The following is a 20773-nucleotide window of genomic DNA, read 5'->3' as shown; positions in this document are numbered from 1 at the left end:
TTATGCTATATCTTCTTCAATAACCAGATTATCGATGATAAAGTTTTGTCTTTCCATCGTATTCTTACCCATATAAAACTCCAGCAGTTCTTTTACTAAGTCATTTTTACGCAACGAAACCTGCTCCAAACGAATGTCTTTGCCGATAAAATGCTGAAACTCGTCGGGCGAAATTTCACCAAGTCCCTTAAAACGAGTAATTTCAGGATTGGGACCTAATTCATTGACCGCATTCAGTCGTTCTTCTTCGTTGTAGCAATAAATGGTTTTCTTCTTGTTTCTTACTCTGAACAAAGGAGTTTGCAGAATGTACACATGTCCTTTTTTAATTAAATCAGGGAAGAACTGCAAAAAGAAAGTGATGAGCAATAAGCGGATATGCATGCCATCCACATCGGCATCGGTGGCAACAATTACCTTGTTGTAACGGAGTCCTTCGATACCATCTTCTATGTTCAGTGCTGCCTGAAGCAGGTTGAACTCTTCGTTCTCGTATACAATTTTTTTAGTCAATCCGTAAGAGTTAAGCGGCTTACCGCGTAAGCTGAATACCGCTTGCGTATTTACATCCCGACTTTTGGTGATAGACCCGCTGGCAGAATCACCCTCGGTAATGAAAATGCTCGATTCCTCCAGGTCTTTTCCTTTGGTATCGTTTAAATGCACTCTGCAATCGCGCAGTTTACGGTTATGCAGATTGGCTTTTTTGGCTCTTTCTCGTGCCAGTTTGGTTACTCCGGCTATTGCCTTGCGTTCTTTCTCGGAATCCTGAATCTTTTGAAGCATGATTTCGGATGTTTCGTGATTGATGTGCAGGAAGTTATCCAGCTCCTTTTTCACGAAATCGCCGATGAATTTACTAACAGAAGGACCATCCGGGCCCATGTCTTTGGAGCCTAGCTTGGTCTTTGTTTGTGATTCGAAAACAGGTTCTTCTACTTTAATGCTGATTGCTCCAACCATCCCGCTTCTTATATCGGCATAGTCAAAGTTCTTGTTATAATACTCCTTGATTGTTCTTCCCAGTGCTTCACGAAAAGCGGTGAGGTGCGTACCCCCCTGAGTGGTATGCTGACCGTTTACGAAAGAATAATACTCTTCGCCGTATTGGTTGCTATGCGTAATAACGACTTCAATATCCTCTCCTTTAAGATGAATGATGGGGTAAAGAGGATCCGTAGTCATGTTTTCATTCAGCAAATCAACCAATCCGTTGCGAGAATGAAACTTCTTTCCGTTGAATACAATGGTAAGTCCTGAGTTAAGGAACACGTAGTTCTTTAACAACGGTTCTATATGTTCTTTAAGGTATTGATAGTCCTTGAAAATGCTTTTATCCGGAATGAACTCGGTCAGCGTACCATTATCCTCATTTGTTTTTGAAATGGGACAATCAACTACTATATTGCCTTGTTCAAACTCGGCACATTTCATCTCTCCATCACGGAAACTGCATACTTTAAAGTAACTGGATAGAGCGTTGACAGCTTTAATACCCACACCGTTTAAGCCCACTGACTTTTTAAACGCTTTGGAATCATATTTTCCGCCGGTGTTCATTTTAGAAGAAACATCCACTACTTTTCCTAACGGAATACCTCGTCCGTGGTCTCGTACAGATACTTTTCCGTCAACAACAGTAACCTCTATGGTTTTGCCGTATCCCATCATGTATTCATCGATGGAGTTATCCATCGCTTCTTTCAGGAGAACATAAATACCATCATCGGAATGCGAACCGTCACCCAACTTACCAATGTACATACCGGGACGGCGACGGATGTGTTCTTTCCAGTCGAGCGTTCTGATATTGTCCTCGGTATAAGAAATTTCTTGTTGCTTTTCTTCGTAGATTTCTTCCATATTCAAAATTAATCAATCTTTTTCACGAACGCGCGTCGGCGTTTGTGTTGTTCTGTTTTGAAGTATTCCCATTGAGCTTGTACCTTTCCGTTCATCTCAAGTTCGGGGTTGCTTTCTGCAAATATAAAACCTAATTTCTGATAAATGGGAATTAAATCAGAAAATAACAAGGCGTTAACACCTTTATTCTGATATTCAGGTTTCACGGCAACCAGCAACAGATCGAGCATTTTGGCACGTCTCTTCATGAAAAGAGCCTTCAGCAAATAGTACCATCCAAAGGGGAGCATTCTTCCTTTTGCTTTTTGCAAAGCCTCTGATAATGAGGGCATAGAAATACCTACGGCAATCAACTTATCGTCGGCATCTGTAATCAATGTCACCATTCTTAAATCAACAATGGGCAAATACATTTTTACGTATTGATCAATCTGTCCTTGCGACAAAGGTGAGTAACCGTATAACGGACTGTAAGCCTCGTTCATCAATTCAAAAATAGCCTGTCCGTAATCTCGTGCTATTTTCTTGGCAGAGGTATATTTCTTAACCTTCAGGTTGTATTTGCGCTGTATCAGTTCCGAAATACGTTGATGCTTCTCGGGAATGGCATCGGGTATGTATATCTTGAATTCAACCCAGTCGGCATCCTTCCCAAAACCTAACCGCTCCATGTGCTCCGGATAATACGGATAGTTATAAGTGGTAGCCATGGTACTAAGCTGATCAAAGCCTTCAACCAACATCCCTTCCGCATCGAAATCAGTAAACCCCAGCGGTCCCTGAATATATTCCATGCCTCTTTCTTTTCCCCACTCTTCTACAGCCTTTATTAAAGCGCCAGAAACCTCCTGATCGTCAATAAAATCAATCCATCCGAAACGCACCTCCTTCTTGTTCCACACACTGTTCGCTTTGTGGTTGATGATGGCGGCTACTCTGCCAACTAGTTCGTTGTCTTTGTACGCCAGGAAATAATCGGCATCACAGAACTCGAATGCTGCATTTTTCTTCTTGTTGAAGGTATTCAACATATCGTCATACAGGTCGGGTACGGAGTATGGGTTGTTTTTATAAAGCTCGTAATTTAAACGGATGAATTTCTTTAATTCACTTTTATTCGTTACTTTCTTGATTGTTATTGCCATAATTGTATTCTATTGTAGTAGGGGCGCAAAGTTACGCTTTTTTTGTTTACGCCATGTAAATGAGTACCGACGTGTATGCGATGTAGCATAAAATAAGTATGCTTCCCTCGATACGTGTTATGGTTCGTTTGGCAAAGAACAAGCCAAAAAGCCAAAGCAATATTCCCGAGGCAACCATTACTGCCAGGTCAAAGTTCGTGATTCCACTCATGCGTAAAGGCGTAATGCTTGCACTACAACCCAATACGAAGAATATGTTGAAGAGATTGCTGCCTATTACATTTCCGATGGCTATTTCGGGATTCTTTTTCAATGCCGCAACGACAGAAGTCGCTAACTCGGGCAACGAAGTTCCGCCTGCCACCAAAGTCAATCCGATAATTGATTCGCTTACGCCCAGATTTCGTGCTATGCCACTGGCACCTTCAACAAACCACTGTCCGCCGAATATGAGTCCGCACAATCCGCCAACAATGTATAAAACCGATTTCCATACCGGTAATGTTTTAATCTCTTCTGTCTCCTCACTGTTTTCTCCGCTTTTGTTGGAAGCAATGGCAAACGTATAGCCCAAGAAAATAACAAAGAAGCAGAGTAATAACAAACCATCGGTTATGCTTAGCGTATTTGCGTCTGCTTTATCAAACAACATATCATTGGCACAAATAAATAGTGCTACAGATGCCAAAACACACAATGGTATTTCCTTTCTCAGTGTATTTCGGGTGATAACTATCGGAGCAAACAAGGCAGTGCAGCCTACTATCATCAGCGTGTTGAATATGTTGCTACCCACCACATTACCGATTGATATATCGGCACTTCCCTTTAAAGCCGAAGAAACGCTGACGGTAAGTTCGGGTGTTGAAGTCCCGAAAGCCACTATTGTGAGCCCGATAACAATTGAGGGAATGTTAAACCGTTTGGCAATTGACGAAGCACCATCCGTTAATCCGTTGGCACCCAATAAAATGAGTACCAGTCCTCCAATAAGAAGTAGTATGTTCATAGTTTCTTTATTTTGTGTGCAAATATAATGATTCTTAAAAACAAAAGCGGCAAATTGCAATTTGTTTTAAAAAGACAAGGGCACCCCTTCCGTCTCGAAGAGATGCCCCTTTATTGAGTTAAATTCAAGAGTTGAGTTATTTTTGTCGGCTTACGGTGTGAAGTATGTTGCCTTTTTTATCAATCATTCGGAGATCCAATGTGTTTTTGGTTGCAGTGCATACGGCAAAACCCGGTTCCGGACTGCAGAAAAGCGTACCTTCCACAGGTTTAACTTTGCGGGCCAGAGAACCGGCCGAATTCACCACATAATCGATGTTGCTTCCATTCATTCGTATGTGCTGAAAGTTATGGATGTGTCCGCATACATACATGTCAACTTTATGTTTCCTGAGAATCGGGTCCAAACGGTTTTGCAGGTCACTCCGCTCCGAGTCATCTTTGGATGTTTCAGCGTAGATGGGATGATGTCCCACAACAATAATCCAATCCTCTTTCGCTTTAGTCAGCACGTCATCTATCCAGGCCAGTTGCTTCTTCATGTCTTGTTTGCAAGCATCCGGATACGTTTGCGTGTCGTTACGGTACTTGTCTATGAGCGGAGCCGTATCTATCCAGACAATGCGCACCGTAACTCCTTCTTCGTTGAAGCTTTTGGTGTAGTATCGCGCCGGCATACTCCAGCGTCGGCTCACGTTTGTATAATCTAACACAGCTTGTGTATTACCGCGGTATTCGTGGTTACCCAGAATAGGGTACCAGTCAATCATTAATTCGGGGTGACTATAAATTAATTCATAGTTTGTCATCCACAAAGGGTCGTTCACGCTGCGTACACCCTCAAAATGATGGATGTCACCGGCTGCAACCACAAACTCCGGTCCTATTTCCTCGCCCATCTTCCCCATTAACTCTGCTATGGGTTTCTGGTCGTAATAACCGTTTCGCCCCAAATCATTGGCAATGTAGAAGTTGAATTTATCTTCAAATATGGAATAGTCTGTAATCTGCGCTCTTGCGCTAGTGAGCGCCAGTGTCAGAAACAGCAGTAGAAAATTTATCTTTCTCATTTGTACTTACTTTGTTAGAAGTTTATTTTAAATCCGGCGTTCATCTTAACCCCGTAGTATTCAACCTGGGCAGTCAAGTCCTTGGAACCCTGATAATAGCGTAACGGCTGATTCAATAAATTGTTTGCTTCAACATAGAAAGTATAATGCTTGGCAAACGTATAGCTCGCATTCAGGTCGAGGTAATTAACAGCATCATAGTAACGATCTTCAAACTTTGTTTTACCCATTTCATCAATAAAGGCAGAAGCATAATTGTAAGACAACCTCACGTTTAGTCCGTTACGTTCATAATAAAGAGAAGCGTTGGCCGTATTTTTAGGCGAGCCGGGCAGTCTGAGGCCGCTTTCGTTTTCGCGTCCTTCAAAATTGAAATCACTTACGCGAGTGTATGTATAAGTATAGTTACCATAAAAACCAAAGTGCTTAAGAGCCGGAGCAATAAACCCAAAATCACGTTGATAGCCTAACTCTACGCCTAACAAGTCGGCGTTACCCGCATTTTTAGGCTGTGTGAATTTCTGGTACGTTTCACCGTTGTATACATAGTCGCTGATGCGCTGGTCAACAATAAAATCATTGATTCTTTTGTAAAACACACCTGCACTTACCAAACCGATGCTTTTGAAGTAATAATCAGCGCTTAAGTCGAGGTTGTAAGAGATGGTAGCATCCAGGTCGGGGTTACCCATTGAAATTTCATCGTCTTTGGTGATGTTCACATTGGGAATCAATGCCGAGTATTTAGGGCGTGAAATGGTGTTGGTGAAAGAAGCACGAACTTTCAATTCATCGTTGGCATCATATTTAACGAGTAAAGAAGGAAGCACATTCAGGTATGACTTCTTTGATTCTGCCGTGTGAGTCAGTTCATCTTTATTGGCATCATAATTCATTCCCGAATACTTAATGTGCGTGTTCTCCAAACGAACACCCGCCATCATCTTCCATTTCTTGCCCAAGTTTTGATCAAAACGCAAGTATCCCGCTGTTACTGTTTCTTTGGCGTTGAAGCCGACTGCTATTTCATCTAAATTCTGCGTCTTCTTAAATAGCGAACTGTTATTCAGATCTAAGTTTCCTAAATAATCCTTGCTGATGAAACTACCCGCTTTGTACTTATCGCCGGGCATGAACCCATCACGGTTCTGGCTCACAATATTCGTAAAAGAACTGCTGTCAAAGCCGTCTTCATTAAGCGGCTCGTATCCGTAGTGGTCTTTTTCTTTATCTTTGCTTTTGGCTACTAATTTTCCGCCAAACTTCAGCTTGTTGCCGAATTCTCCTTTTCGGAGCGGAAGTTCCAAATTCAAGTTCAGTTTGAAATCTTTCTCTTGAATGTCCTCTTGTTCCTCAGTTACTTCTTTGAGGCTGAAGGTGTTGTCGAGTGTCATGCTGTATCCGCTTTGAGGCGAATAATAAGGCTTGCGTAAGTCGCTCAAATCAGGGGTAAACTTTTGTTTCTTCAAAACATAGTCAATGTAGCGTTCGTTGGGTCTTTCCTCGCTGGCTTTGGCATAAGAAACATTCCAGTCGACAGACACTTTTCCCAAAAGATGCTCACCACCTAAGGTAAAGTCCATGGTACGCTGTTGTTCTAAACGCGCATTTTTGTTGTCGGGCGTACCTCCTTTGGTTTGTATGCGCACGTCGGCCGTGTTATTAACAGATTCTTTATTCAAATCCTTCAAAGTTGTGCGGTATCTGTTTTCCCAGTCATTGCGGTTATTAAATATACCTTTGAAAAATAACTTATGGTTAGAAGTAATATCCCAGTTCAGTGCCGCTGAATAACTCTGTCGTTCGCGAGTTACGTAGTACTGCCTTATTTCGTAATTCTTAAGATACAGCTCGCCTGCATCCGTTTGTTTCCATTCAAATTCCGTGTTATCAGAACCCGAAGGTGCATATTGATAAGAAGCAGAGACAATCAGTCCCAGCTTGTCGTTGAAAAACTTGTCGCCATACGTAAAGCCCAAGTTTGTTTGCGCCTTTTCGCTGACCTTGTTCCAACCCGAACCTGCCGTGGCCGATATGAGGCGTTTGTAAGGAGAGTTTTTGGTTACTAAATTGATGGAACCGCCTATGGCATCGGCATCCATATCAGGAGTGATTACCTTGTTGACCTCAATGGTTTGAACCATATCGGCCGGAATCAAATCGAGCTGCACATTACGCGTATCTCCTTCCGCTGAAGGTACACGGTTTCCGTTGATGGTTACCGAACTCAAATCGGCCGAAGTACCACGCACCTGTCCGAAACGCGCTTCGCCCTGATCGTATTGTACGTTAATGCCCGATATGCGTTTCAACGCATCACCTATGTTTGAATCGGGAAATTTACCCACCTGATCGGCAGAGACAATGTTGGTAATTCCCAGATTACTCTTTTGTGCATTGATAGCACGGTTTTGTCCTTGCAAAGCGCCACCTATAACAACCTCCTGCAACTCAACCCCCTCTTTCATGACAACGTCTTTTTCCAACGTTTTCCCTTCGGGAATGGTGATGTTAATCAGAACCGGATCATAGCCCACATAACTTACCTTCAGCGTATACGTGCCCGGATCCAGATTGGGTAATGTATAGAACCCGTTAATGTCACTGGTCACCCCGGTGTGCAACTTGTCAATGTAGATAGAAGCTCCGGGAAGAATCTGTTTGGAGCCGTCGACTATACGTCCGCGAACGGTTCCTTGTTTGTTGATAACCACTTTTTGTTCGGCCAAGATGCTGCCTGTGGCACTTGAAAATAAAAGGATAAATGACACCAGTCTGATTACTCGTTTCATATTTTTTATCTTGCGTTAATAATAATTGCAAAAGTAGACACGCTTCGTTGCGGTCACTTTACAATTGTTTTAACGTTGAATGACAAATATGATACGATTCTGTTACGGCTTACACTTTGTAACACTCCAGCAAAACCTTATCGCCCGAGTTTAGTGTGGTGGCAAACAGATACACATCGCCCCCGTCTTTTAGTTTGGTACGTTTCCTTAACTCATCAACCGTCGACGGGAAATTGCGTATGCTGATGTTGGCCTTGCTTATGTTGCCGAGCAAGTCCTTCATCTCCTTCTTATTAAAGGAGTAAGACTTTTCGATGCGGAACACCCGTCCGGGGAAATCAGCTACCAGCTCGTCCGACGTGTACAGGTGACTATTTGGGTGCAACTTCTTCATGCAGTAGGCAGCAGAAAGCACTTTAAACCCGCCTGCTTTTAAGATGGAAGCATTGGGTTCATACAAATACAACGCTGTGTCATCGGCGTAGGTGCATGTAGCCTCCTGCTCTTGCGAACGGGTAAAGGAAAAACATTGTTTCCCGTTATGGGTAAGGTTCACGCAATGAATTTCAGGTTCTGCTGTTTGTACCCCTGCGGCAAGAATGAGTAGCAACTCCTTGCATTCGTTGTTGACAGACACAATATGCACTTCACAAGTACTGTGCATGGTTTGCAAAGTGAGCGCCAAGTCGAGCATGGGCGACAGCTTAATCATTACACGCTGAGCTTTGTGGGTCAATAAACACTGCAAAGCCCCTACGTCCGGTGTGCAGTCGGCAATTGCAACCGTCTTACCGCCGTGTTCATTACGCCTGGCAGGATCCATGAAAATACAATCAACCGGCTCCATCTTTTCCAGATAAGCAACCCCGTCTTCATTGACCACCTTAATGTGATTCAACCCCAGCACCCCATAATTGTTTGCCGCCAGTTCACACAACGAAGACTGTTGTTCCACGTATGTAACCTGCTTGAAACCGGCCGAGAGAAAAGCACAGTCTACACCGAACCCGCCGGTCAGGTCACACAAAGTGTCTCCACTCAGTAGCTCCGCCTTGTAGCGAGCAGTTACCTCCGATGAACACTGCTCCATAGACAAATGTTGCGGATAGAGAATCTCCTTGACCAACTGCCATGACGGTATCTTGATGGCTGCTATTTGTCTGCCTGCAATTTGTGTCAGAGCCGCCGTAAGATCAACTTGCGGCAACTTTCCGGCTTTTAAAGCAAGTGCTCGTACATCATCATTCAGATGCTCTTCTATAAATGCGATGGTTTCCCTGTTGAGTTGCATACGCCTATTTAATCAATTTATATTTTTGTTTGGCCACCTGCCGGCTGCAGAAATTGAAGTGCCACCATTCAGTGGGCAAGGTTCTGAATCCCGCATGCTTCATCACGGTGCGCAGCAATACCCTGTTGGCCCTCTGCTGAGCTGTTATCACCCCTTTTTGAATCAAAGCATCTTCGGCGTTGATGTGTGCGGCATAACCCAGATGGTCAACCTCAGTTCCCATTGGCAAAGGCTTTCCGGTAGGATCAACCAGACTGACATCGACTGCCAGACCGTAATTGTGCAGTCCGCCGCCACGTGCCGGATTAGAAACATAGATGTTCTTGGCTGTACCCTTCACCACGTCCCACATTTTTTGCTGAACCGACATCGGTCTTGTTGCATCGTAAACGATGAGGCTATAGCCCGGCTTTCTTTTCCGTAACTCCTTCTGTGCCGCAGCCAGTGCCTTAGCGGCATCCGGATGCAGATAGCCCTCTTTGAGATTATCGTATAATACCCGACCCGTAAAGTTGTGAGGCGAGGCATACATTAAATCTACCCGTATGGTAGAGTCAACATCCGCAATATTAGTCAGCCCCAACGAATCGAAGTGCATGGCCGTGGCGCTCTTAGCCGGAAGAGTATCAGTCTGCAATACCGGCAGAGAGCGAGTAGGAGGCTCTGTGAGACTTGGCAAAAGAAATACGTATATTAATAACAGCTTGTACATCATATATCCATTTAGCGTTTACAAATATAGTCCATTAGACTTGTATTTTGGTTGTTCCTCACTCTCCCAGAGAAAAAAAAGTGTGGTTTACCATCACTTACCCTCACTAACTTGCTAAAACCACTTGCTGAAAGGCGTTTCAGGGCAGTGATGGTAAAAGATGTCTACCACTAAAACGACTGTTTTACCCTCACTATCTATCACTTTTAACTAAGACTATAGATTCATTAACTCCAATTTAACTAAAAAGACGACGACGTTTAGGCTATTTTGAGTGCTTTTTGATGAAAAAAGGCAAAAACACGTTCAGTCTCTGTTGGTTTGAATAGCATGGATTGGATAACAGCTAATTGTGTGATTGTTGCAAACAAATAAAAGACCGAATTACTTGGAATTGACAGTATAATGTATTATCTTTGTACCTATAATCTTATAGTATATTCAAATTATTATAGGCGCAAAGGCAGGAGCTCAAACTCCTGCCTTTTTTCGTTATGTGCCGTTCATTTTTTCGCTGAGACGGTTGCTTATTGCCATTTGCACGGTAGCAAAAGGTCCGCGAGAAACCGTCTTACGGCCAAGAGACGGTTTCTCATGACCCAAAAGACGGTTTATCTTTTCAAATTGCTCGTTATCTTTTTAAAATCGGCGGTTATGTTTTTCAAAAAGTTGGTTATGTTTTGCTTGATTCTTCCTGGTGGCCAATGCGACACTTCTCGTTAGTTAATAATGCATAAATCTGCTCTTGACAAGATTTGGCTAATTAAAGAGATAAAGGGAGGGATTTGTAAAATTAGTTCTGCTATATGGCTAACTGTAATAACCTAATATAGGTTGACTAAACGCTTTACTCAATTGATTGTTTCCTATCACAAAAAGGTAAAGCGTTATGGTGAATGACCGATTGTTTTAATTGTTTCGTTTTTACATCATACTCTTATAATCGTTATTCTAATTTATGCTTTTAGGAAAATATATTATATTTGTAAATGTAAATGTGTAATTACAATGAATTAACTTGTTGACGATGATGATGCGAAAATTTATATTATTGTTTGTTCAAATAGTAGCTTTTAATGTATTGTCATCTCATGCTCAGATGGCACAAAAATATGAAAACAGTGCCATCATGAATTCAAGTGATTATCAAGATGGTAACAACTATCAAAAAGATTTTCTTTTAATGACTGAACTGTTAAGAGAGGTGCATCCGGCTTTCTCGTCTGGCCTACCAGCTCCGTTTAATATGGATAGTTTAAGGATAGTAGGATATAGAGAAATGCGAACGTGTACCTCAATTACAGCGTTTAGAAGTTATTTACAGGCCATTTTAAGTCGATTAAATGATGGGCATACAGCGCTGTTGCCCGTTGTAAATGAATCCTTGATCTACCCATTCATGCTTTATATGGATACTGATAAAGTGTACTTGAGAGGCGTTAACAAAGAATACGAAGGAGCTTTGGGCAATGAAATCTTAGAAATAAATAATCAACCAGCATTTAAAGTTATTGATAGTTTTAAAGCGTCTATTAGTTCTGATAATGAAATCTATTTTTACGATAAGGTGGGTGGCTTTATGCAATTATATTCTGTTTGGGAAAATAATGCGTACTGCTTGCCCGATTCAATGCTGAAGTTTAGGTTTTCTGACGGAACATCCATTTCTCTTCGTCCTACTTTTAAACAAGAAATCAATATGGCTTTTATGCCTAATAACCTTACAACTAATTCAATCAGGAAAAACAGTAAGTCTCCTTTTCTTTATAAGATATTGCCTGAAAAAAGTATTTGTTATCTTCAATTTAATACTTGTGTTGATCAATGTTCTTTGCGTTCTCAATACGACATGACGAAATCTAGTGCTGGATTATCTCCTGAATCTTTGGAGAAGCGACTGTCTCAGATTCCAAGATTTGATGAGTTTTTAGAACTAATGTTTCAAGAAATGAGAAATGCCAAGATACAGACGCTAGTTGTTGATGTTAGGAATAATTCAGGAGGAAATAGTAGGCTTTGCGATGTCTTACTTTCTTGGATAAAGCCATATCAACAGATTAAAAGATATAGCTCTGCTATTCGTTTTTCAAAATTATGGGAAGTTACTTATCCCTTATTGGCAGATAAATATAAACAGGCCTTTTTAGATAACCATCAATCGTTTGAATGGGGGAAACTATATCAAAGCTCCTTTCTGCCTTCATTAGATAAAGGAACTCAGAGGGATGAAAAAACGAAAGGGTATTTCCGGTTAAACAAAGATACCGCTTTGGTCTTTAACGGCAACTTGATTGTTATTCAAAACGCGAAGACCTACAGTAGCGCCGGACTATTGGTCTCGACTATTGTTGATAATAACTTGGGCATTGTTATAGGAGAAAAAAGCTCGTATAAGCCTTGTAACTACGGTGACTTGTTATACTGGATGTTGCCCAATACCAATGTAAAAGGCTGCATTAGTCATAAAATATTTATTCGCCCGGATGCTGCTAAGTGTGGGGAGACGACTTTACTCCCTACTGTACAGTTAGAGTCAACTTGGAAGGATGTAGTAAGCGGTGCAGATGTTTGTTGGGAGTGGGTTTTGTCTCATTAAAAAACTAGCGGGAGAACAATTCCTAATATGATTATAACTGTAACCTGCATTTATCTTGAATGAAGCCTATATAAGAATTTGATCTGAAAGATATTTAAGGTTTTTAGGATATGTTCAAGTGCCTTTCCAAATTAAATTTTAAATCATTTTTTACCATGAAAGACTTTTATTTTATTGGGATTGATGTGAGTAAAAAGCACTTGGATTGCTGTTTGTTATTTAACAGTTCAGTTGTCAGACAAGATGTAATTTCAAATCATCAAAAGAGTATCGAGAATTATTTATCAATACTTTGTTCTGAAGAAAATATTGATATAGAACAAATTGTGATATGTGCCGAATATACTGGATTGTATATTTATCCTTTAGTTATTGCTTGTCAAAACAATAGCTATAAACTATGGTTAGAAGACCCAACTCAAATAAAATATAGCTCTGGGTTGCAACGAGGTAAAAACGATGCAATAGATGCGAAGCGAATAGCACTGTATGCTTCTCGCTATATAGACCGGATCAAAATATATAAGAAACCCTCAGTAGGCATTGAATCAATCAAATTATTATCTGCTGAATTAAATATGTTGTGCGTAGATAAAGCTAAATATCAAGCACAGATATCCGACCAAAAGGAATATATGCCTAATGACATGTATAAAATCAAATCAAAACGGCTAACTCTATTGATAAAGGAGTTGGATAAAGCTATAAATGAGATTGAAAACGAGATTGAAAATATTGTAAAGAATGATGTTTTGTTGTCCCGCCAAATGGAGCTATTGCTTAGTATTGAGGGAGTTGGTAAAAAGACTTCTCTAAAAATGATATTAGAAACGCAAGCTTTTACGAAATTTACCGATAGTAGAAAATTTTGTTGTCATGCAGGAGTTGCTCCGTTCAGTTACGTCTCCGGAAGTAGCCAACATTCAAAAAACAAAGTTTCTCAAAGAGCTAATAAAAGTATCAAAACACTTCTTCATCTGGCAGCCTTATCAGCCATTCAGAAAAAGAATAGTGAATTGAGGGTCTATTATGAAAGAAAAATTGCCGATGGGAAAAATAAAATGTCTGTTTTAAATGCTATAAGAGCCAAACTTATATATCGCATATTTGCCGTCATTAAGAATGACCAATCGTATGATCTCAATCACATAAGTCAATATACAAATTAAATATCATTCGTAAACTTGCGAATTGAAAAACTATTCGTATATTTGCGAACGATAAAAACATATAGATATGTCAAAGAAAGAACTTACAGCCGAACAAGAACAGCTTGCACGCTTCGCTAAAGCATTGGGGCATCCTATTCGTATAGCGATACTTAAAATGCTTGCCAATCAATCATGTTGTTATCATGGCGATATGTCGGAGATACTGCCTATTGCTAAAAGCACTCTTTCACAACACTTAAATGAATTGAAAGATGCAGGGCTGATACAAGGCACAATTACACCCCCAACTGTAAAATATTGCATCCATAAAGAGAATTGGGAAAAAGCAAAAGAACTTTTCACAGCTATGTTTAAAATGAACATATTGCAGGATTCATGTACGGTCAGTTAAAAATTTTGATTTATATATTCGTTAATTCACGAACTACGAACAGATAAATATGATAATAAGAACAGTAACATTGGATGATGCCAAAGGCATCTGTGATATTTATAATTACTATGTAGAAAATACAGCCGTCACCTTTGAAACCGTAGCCGTAAGCGAAAGCGAAATGCAACAACGGATTAAAGGCTTTTTAGACGCAGGCTTTCCTTACTATGTTGTAGAGATAAACGGTAAGATCGCAGGCTATTGTTACCTGCATAACTGGAATAACCGTTGCGCCTATTCATCCACAAAAGAAGTGACTATATATCTGGGTAAACACCAAAAAGGAAAAGGACTTGGTACAATCTTGTATCAGCATCTTTTCAAAGAAATATATAAAAACGATATACACGCCCTGATAGCTGGAATATGTATTTCCAACGAAAGCAGTGTCCACCTGCATGAAAAATTCGGATTCAAACAGGCATCGCACATGAAAGAAATAGGTTGGAAGTTCGACCAATGGCGTGACGTAGAACATTGGCAACTTATTATTAAACAAATACCACCTAAAATCCTGATCCTTTGCACAGGCAATAGCTGTCGTAGCCAAATGGCACACGGTTTCTTACAATCTTTCGATCCTAAACTATTAGTCTATTCCGCAGGAACAAAAGCAAGCGGAGAGGTAAACCCCAAAGCAATAGAGGTAATGCAGGATGCAGGGGTGGATATTTCGCACCATACGTCCGACAGCATTGGGCAATATATAGGTGATGATTGGGATTATGTGATTACCGTTTGCGGTGGCGCAAACGAAAGCTGTCCTACATTTTCGGGAAACGTAAAGAACCGTTTGCATATTGGATTCGATGATCCTTCCGAAGCCACAGGAACGCCCGAATATGTTCAATCCGAGTATATCCGCGTAAGGGATGAGATTAAAAAAGCATTTTACGAACTATATACAAATAAGATAAAAGGCTATGAATAAAAGGAAAATGAGGTTCTTAGATAAGAACTTAACCCTCTGGATATTCCTTGCAATGGCAATCGGTGTGGGATTGGGATACTTTATCCCCTCTTTCAGTAGCCATATCGATTCCATGTCGAGCGGAACAACAAACATGCCACTGGCTATCGGTCTAATCCTGATGATGTACCCTCCATTGGCAAAAGTAGATTATAAGCAACTGCCGAAGGTTTTCAAGGACGTAAAAATATTATCAGTTTCGTTAATCCTGAATTGGATTATCGGACCGATATTAATGTTTTTACTCGCTATACTCTTTTTGCACGATTACCCGGAATACATGGTCGGCGTAATCCTTATTGGGTTGGCGCGGTGCATAGCGATGGTTCTTGTGTGGAACGACCTGGCAAAGGGTAATACCGAATACGGCGCAGGACTTGTCGCCTTGAACAGTATCTTTCAGGTGTTCTTTTACAGTTTCTATGCTTGGCTGTTTGTTACGAAACTTCCGCCTTTATTTGGATTTGAAGGGGCTATCATTGATATATCCATCGGAACGATTGCCAAAACAGTCGCCATCTACTTAGGTATTCCTTTCTTGATGGGAATATTAAGCCGGCTTATATTAGTGAAATTGAAAGGTGAACAATGGTATAAGGAAAAGTTCATCCCCAAAATATCCCCTATCACCTTAATTGCACTATTATTTACAATAGTCCTTATGTTCAGCTTGAAAGGTGAACTGATTGTGCAGATACCTTTTGATGTGGTTCGTATAGCTATACCGCTATTTATCTATTTCGTAGTCATGTTCCTGCTTAGTTTCTTTGCCGGCAGGTGGATGGGGGCTTCTTATGACAAAAATGCTTCGATAGCATTCACTGCAACCGGAAACAATTTTGAACTGGCTATTGCTGTTGCTATCGGTGTATTCGGATTGCATAGCGGACAAGCCTTTGCCGGAGTAGTCGGACCATTGGTCGAAGTCCCGGTATTAATCCTGTTGGTAAACTTAGCCTTTTGGCTGAAACGGAAATATTACAAACAGTAATTCATAATTTAATCATTCATTTTATTTAATTTTACAACATGAAATATCTATCCTTCATATTTTCTGTATATGTATTACTGCTATCGGTAATACCTGGCTGTTTAGAGGATAAATGTTTATTTTCTAACATTGAAACTGTAGAAGTAGGTGATGATATTCCTAATAGTTGCGATGACTGTTCAGATAACAATTGTTGTTCCCCTTTTCTTCACTGTAATACCTGTGCCGGGTTTCCGGAAGCCCGTGTCGTTAACCTTATCAGGGTATCTATCGACTTAATTTCTGAATGCAAGTCGGAATACAATTGTTCAGGAAATATTCCTGATTTTATATCTTCAATCTGGCACCCCCCACGAGTATAAATCTTAGTTAGTTTATATAGGTCATAATCAGTATGTCCTTCATCTCTATGGTACTACATTGATGTAATGCCGTAATAACTATATTTTATCAAATTGAAGATTTAAAACAAGAATTAAAATGAAAACAAAATTTATACTCGTGCTATTTCTGGCATTCAGCATTTCAACAATTTTCGCACAAAATACATTAACTGTCAAACTTATAGATTGTGATACAAAAGAGCCTTTAATCGGCGCTAATATCGTGCTGCAAAATACGACAAACGGTGCATCTACTGATACCGAAGGATTGGCGGTACTCTCCGATATTCCCGACGGAAAACAAAGATTTGAAATTACTTATGTGGGTTATGAAAAGACCATAAAAGAATTTACATTTCCACTCTCTTCGGATGAACCTGTTGTAATCAGGGTGGAAGCCGATGAAGAAACATTGCAGGAAGTAGTTGTTTCTTCGACAAGGGGAACACGTACATTTAAAGACATACCTACCCGTATTGAATTTATAAATGCCGAAGAATTAGGTGAAAAGGGAGTAATGAAGCCCGGTGATATACGTATGTTACTAAACGAAAGTACAGGTATTATGACACAACAAACCTCTGCCATATCGGGTAATTCATCTATCCGCATACAAGGTTTGGACGGTAGATATACCCAAATATTAAAAGACGGTTTTCCCGTGTTTTCGGGTGCTGCAAGCGGTTTGGGTTTATTACAGACACCTCCGCTCGACTTAAAGCAGGTAGAAATAATAAAAGGTTCTTCATCTACCTTATACGGCGGTGGTGCGATTGCGGGATTGGTTAACCTCATATCCAAAACACCCGAAAACGAAAGGGATTTCTCAATCCACCTGAACGGAACAACAGGCAAGGAACTTGATATAAACAGCTTTTTCGGGCAGAAATTCGGCAATGTGGGTACTACCGTATTTGCATCTTATAACCGCAACTGGGCTTATGATCCGTCTGACGTGGGCTTCACCGTCATACCGAAATTTGACAGGTTTGTTTTCAATCCCAAGCTATTCCTTTATTTATCTGAAAATACTGATTTCAGCTTTGGTATAAACTCTATGATTGAAAACCGTTTGGGCGGCGATATGAAGTATGTAGAGGGTAAAGGAGATGAAGAACATTCTTATTTTGAAAGAAATAAGACGCAAAGGCATTCAAGCCAACTTACATTTGAACACCGTTTTGATAATCAAAACCGATTAAATGTTAAAAACAGCATTACTTATTTCAGCCGTAAGATTGAAATTCCCGACTTTGAATTTGACGGCAATCAGTTATCATCTTTCTCGGAAGTGTCTTATATTCATACCAAAGAAAAAACCGAATGGGTAACAGGTGCGAATGTGTGGACGGATAAGTTTACTGAAAAGAAACTGACCGACTTTCCTGTGCGTGATTACAATATGACTACTTTCGGCTTGTTTGTACAAAACAATACGAAGATAACAGATTGGATGAATCTTGAAACCGGGCTGCGTACTGACTATATTACCGACTACGGTTTTGCCGTTCTCCCCCGTATATCCTCACATTTTAAGATAACAGAAAAGTTTTCATCACGCATCGGTGGCGGATTCGGTTATAAAGCACCTACGATTTTCTCCGAAGACAGTGAACGCATCCAGTTTCAAAATGTTCTGCCGATAGATGATGATATAAACAAGCTGGAAAGAAGCTACGGGGCAAATGTGGATTTTACTTACAAAACAGGTTTATTCAACGATCAGGTATTTTTAAGCATAAATCAGTTATTCTTTTACACTTACCTGAAAAATCCTCTTGAACTGCAAAGTGCCGATAATAATCGTTGGCAATTTAATAACATAGACGGACACGTAGACAGTAAAGGTGCTGAAACCAATATGAAAATAAAATATAAAGACTTCGGTTTATTCGTTGGATATACCTATACAGACGCTAACGTAAAGGAAGACGGCAGAAGCTACCGCAAAACACTTACCCCCAAACATAAAGTAAACTCCGTACTGATGTATGAGGTTGAAGACAAATGGAAAATAGGACTGGAAGCCTATTATACGGGAAAACAAAAACTCAATGACGGCAGAACAGGGAAAGATTATCTGATCTGCGGGTTAATGATGCAACGGATTTGGGAAAAATTCTCAATATATGCTAATTTTGAGAACTTTACCGACAGAAGGCAAACAAGATTCGATACCATTCATACAGGTTCGATGACGAATCCCGAATTTAGGGATATTTACGCACCGTTGGACGGTTTTGTATTGAATACGGGTATCATAATTAAATTATAAAATGAAAAAGACAATATTTAAAATTGAGCAAATGGATTGTCCGAGTGAGGAAAACCTCATTCGGATGAAACTCCAGAACATAGAGGGCATTGCAAAGCAAGAGTTTGACCTTAAAGGCAGGGTTTTAACCGTTTACCACACGGGGGATTACAAGGTAATAGAGCATCAGCTTGCTACTTTAAATCTCGGTTCTCGCTTTATAGAAAGTTTGGCAGCAGGAGATTTTCACGCCGAAGAAGATAATAGACAGCGAAAAGTGCTATGGATTGTATTGGCTATCAATTTCGGCTTTTTCCTGATTGAAATGTCAACAGGTATCCTATCTAAATCTATGGGACTGGTTGCCGATAGCCTTGATATGCTTGCTGATGCTTTTGTGTATGGATTAAGCCTGTTTGCGGTGGGAGCAGCCGTTAGCCGGAAAAAACGTGTTGCTTTGATTTGTGGATATTTCCAGATTCTATTAGCTGCCATTGGCTTTATTGAAGTAATCAGGCGTTTTATAGGGGCAGAAGAAATGCCTGTTTTTCAGACGATGATAAGTATATCCATACTGGCTTTAATAGCGAATGTTATATGTTTACTTTTGCTTCAACGGACAAAAAGCAATGATGCCCACATTCAGGCAAGTATTATATTCTCATCCAACGATGTGATAATAAATGCAGGTGTTATTCTTGCCGGATTCTTAGTATGGCAATTGGATAATCAGATACCTGATCTTGTGATAGGTAGCATCGTATTTGCCATTGTTGTAAGGGGTGCTTTACGTATTTTGAAATTAGCGAAGAATTAATTCAATTAATAATTACAAATTAGGAATTAGGGATTTTAAAACAATTCCTAATTCTTAATTTCAAATTTCAAATTAAATAAAGACATGTTAGATTTAAAGTTAGATACCCGAAAAAAGTAAAGATATACGACCCTGGACTATGTTGCCCCACAGGATTGTGCGGTGTAAACATAGCCCCCGAACTCATGCGCATCGCCGTAGTGATGAAACCCTGAAAAAGAAAGGAATCGCTATCGAACGCTTTAACCTGCGCGACCATCCATAGGTATATGTAGATAACAAGATAATTAATGAATACCTGATGAAAGAATCAGTCCAAGTCCTGCCTATCACTACGTTGGACGATGAAGTGGTATTTAAAAAGCAATATCCGTCGAACGCACAGATAGCCGAATGGATGAACGTAAAAGAGGAAGAACTTACCCTAAAAAGTAAACCGATAACATCCTTTATTTGCTTCTATGTATTCCGTCTGTAACGGGTGGAAAAGGTAAATCATCAATGATATTATCTACGGCCTGAAAATCGGATATTATCAATACCCGTCATGTTGTAGGAACGAAGCGGAACGTTCGTATTGATTTCCTTTTGGCTTTGTCTGTCCCTGAATATTGCTATTGAGCTACCATTGCAGACAGCATCGCCAGAGGGCTGGCAAAGAACCGACCCCGCCACCATTTATCGTTTCCCTTGCCTTATCCAGTACGTTCTTCTGATAGGCTGCCAGTACCGATTTTTCGTCTATATGGCTAACGGTGATGCCCTCTACTTTTGTTTCGATAAACAATTGGCGATGCCGATTTAAGCTACATAGAGGAAGATATACGCTCACCCTGTACACAGGAAATTGCCGCATCTAACGCCTTTGCCGAAATTGTAGCAAAAGCCGATAACCAAGTCGTGGCAATAGACACCGCACCCACAGGGCATACCTTGCTCTTACGGGACTCTACCCAAAGCTACCATAAGGAAGTCGAAAGGACACAGGGAAATATCACACCTGCCGTTCAGAACTTACTGCCACGCCTGCGCAACGAAAAAGATATGACGTTTGTAATATTGTGCACATATTTTTTGCATAAATTCTCTTGATTTTATTAAAGCTTTCCAATAAAGCAAATAGTGAAAAGATATTGAGGTTTGGGGAATTTGTAAATTCGCTTCTTGAATAACAAATCTTAAGGATGGCTGTAATATGGTGCAGTTACAAAAAAAGAAAAGATTGAATAGTAAGGTAACACATGAATAGTATCAAGTTATGAGTTTTATTTGGTGT

General features: G+C 40.3%; 14 protein-coding genes and 3 pseudogenes. 10 read left to right on the top strand and 7 right to left on the bottom strand.

The genetic code is table 11. The annotated features are described in order from the left end of the window. The 7 genes from C511_RS0100555 to C511_RS0100525 all read right to left on the bottom strand — a co-directional run bounded on the left by C511_RS0100555 (position 1) and on the right by C511_RS0100525 (position 9881). A complete protein-coding gene (locus C511_RS0100555; protein WP_024996001.1) occupies positions 1–1863 on the bottom strand; it encodes a DNA topoisomerase IV subunit B in 1863 nt (620 codons plus the stop codon). A gap of 8 nt (positions 1864–1871) precedes the next feature. Next, a complete protein-coding gene (locus tag C511_RS0100550; protein ID WP_024996002.1) occupies positions 1872–3008 on the bottom strand; it encodes a hypothetical protein in 1137 nt (378 codons plus the stop codon). Positions 3009–3054: 46 nt separating this feature from the next. Next, entirely contained in the window at positions 3055–4017 is a 963-nt protein-coding gene (locus C511_RS0100545; RefSeq protein ID WP_024996003.1) for a calcium/sodium antiporter, read from the bottom strand. Positions 4018–4153: 136 nt separating this feature from the next. Further along, positions 4154–5086 (bottom strand): metallophosphoesterase, encoded by a 933-nt coding sequence (locus C511_RS0100540; protein ID WP_024996004.1) that lies wholly within the window; start codon positions 5084–5086, stop codon positions 4154–4156. A gap of 14 nt (positions 5087–5100) precedes the next feature. Then, positions 5101–7878 carry a TonB-dependent receptor gene (locus tag C511_RS0100535; RefSeq protein ID WP_027317639.1) on the bottom strand — a complete coding sequence of 926 codons (2778 nt, stop codon included), beginning with the start codon at positions 7876–7878 and terminating at the stop codon, positions 5101–5103. A gap of 109 nt (positions 7879–7987) precedes the next feature. Beyond that, positions 7988–9169 (bottom strand): class I SAM-dependent methyltransferase, encoded by a 1182-nt coding sequence (locus C511_RS0100530; RefSeq protein WP_027317638.1) that lies wholly within the window; start codon positions 9167–9169, stop codon positions 7988–7990. Between the two features lie 4 nt (positions 9170–9173). Continuing rightward, the gene (locus C511_RS0100525; protein WP_024996005.1) at positions 9174–9881 is read right to left on the bottom strand and encodes a M15 family metallopeptidase; all 708 of its coding nucleotides are present in this window, start codon (positions 9879–9881) and stop codon (positions 9174–9176) included. Between the two features lie 1027 nt (positions 9882–10908). On the opposite strand from C511_RS0100525, the gene C511_RS0100520 reads away from it, so the two are divergent. From C511_RS0100520 to C511_RS17385, 10 genes and pseudogenes are all read left to right on the top strand, one after another. After that, complete coding sequence (locus C511_RS0100520; RefSeq protein ID WP_034781101.1) at positions 10909–12477, top strand: S41 family peptidase; 1569 nt, start codon at positions 10909–10911, stop codon at positions 12475–12477. A gap of 155 nt (positions 12478–12632) precedes the next feature. Then, positions 12633–13646, top strand: coding sequence for an IS110 family RNA-guided transposase (locus C511_RS0100515; protein WP_024996007.1), 1014 nt, complete (start codon positions 12633–12635; stop codon positions 13644–13646). A gap of 67 nt (positions 13647–13713) precedes the next feature. Then, positions 13714–14040, top strand: coding sequence for an ArsR/SmtB family transcription factor (locus C511_RS0100510; protein WP_024996008.1), 327 nt, complete (start codon positions 13714–13716; stop codon positions 14038–14040). A 49-nt stretch (positions 14041–14089) separates the two neighbouring features. Further along, a pseudogene (locus tag C511_RS18230) lies at positions 14090–14539 on the top strand (N-acetyltransferase family protein); the annotation flags it as partial. 42 nt (positions 14540–14581) lie between these two features. After that, positions 14582–15013 (top strand): arsenate reductase ArsC, encoded by a 432-nt coding sequence (locus C511_RS18225; RefSeq protein ID WP_034781473.1) that lies wholly within the window; start codon positions 14582–14584, stop codon positions 15011–15013. Then, on the top strand, positions 15006–16043 hold the full coding sequence (arsB, locus tag C511_RS0100500; protein WP_024996010.1) for an ACR3 family arsenite efflux transporter: 1038 nt from the start codon (positions 15006–15008) through the stop codon (positions 16041–16043). Before C511_RS18225 ends, arsB begins: the two co-directional genes overlap by 8 nt. Positions 16044–16523: 480 nt before the next feature. Next, positions 16524–18701 (top strand): TonB-dependent receptor, encoded by a 2178-nt coding sequence (locus tag C511_RS0100495; protein WP_027317634.1) that lies wholly within the window; start codon positions 16524–16526, stop codon positions 18699–18701. A 1-nt stretch (position 18702) separates the two neighbouring features. After that, positions 18703–19497, top strand: coding sequence for a cation transporter (locus C511_RS0100490; protein ID WP_024996011.1), 795 nt, complete (start codon positions 18703–18705; stop codon positions 19495–19497). Positions 19498–19619: 122 nt separating this feature from the next. Beyond that, positions 19620–19975, top strand: a pseudogene (gene arsD, locus C511_RS15930) (arsenite efflux transporter metallochaperone ArsD). 305 nt (positions 19976–20280) lie between these two features. Continuing rightward, positions 20281–20559, top strand: a pseudogene (locus C511_RS17385) (ArsA-related P-loop ATPase); the annotation flags it as partial. Between the last annotated feature and the right edge of the window lie 214 nt (positions 20560–20773).

Origin of the sequence: Bacteroides graminisolvens DSM 19988 = JCM 15093 (assembly GCF_000428125.1) — a bacterium.
Classification (GTDB): Bacteria; Bacteroidota; Bacteroidia; order Bacteroidales; family Bacteroidaceae; genus Bacteroides; species Bacteroides graminisolvens.
Note: the sequence above shows the minus strand (reverse complement) of the source record. Positions and strands in the feature narration are given on the sequence as shown.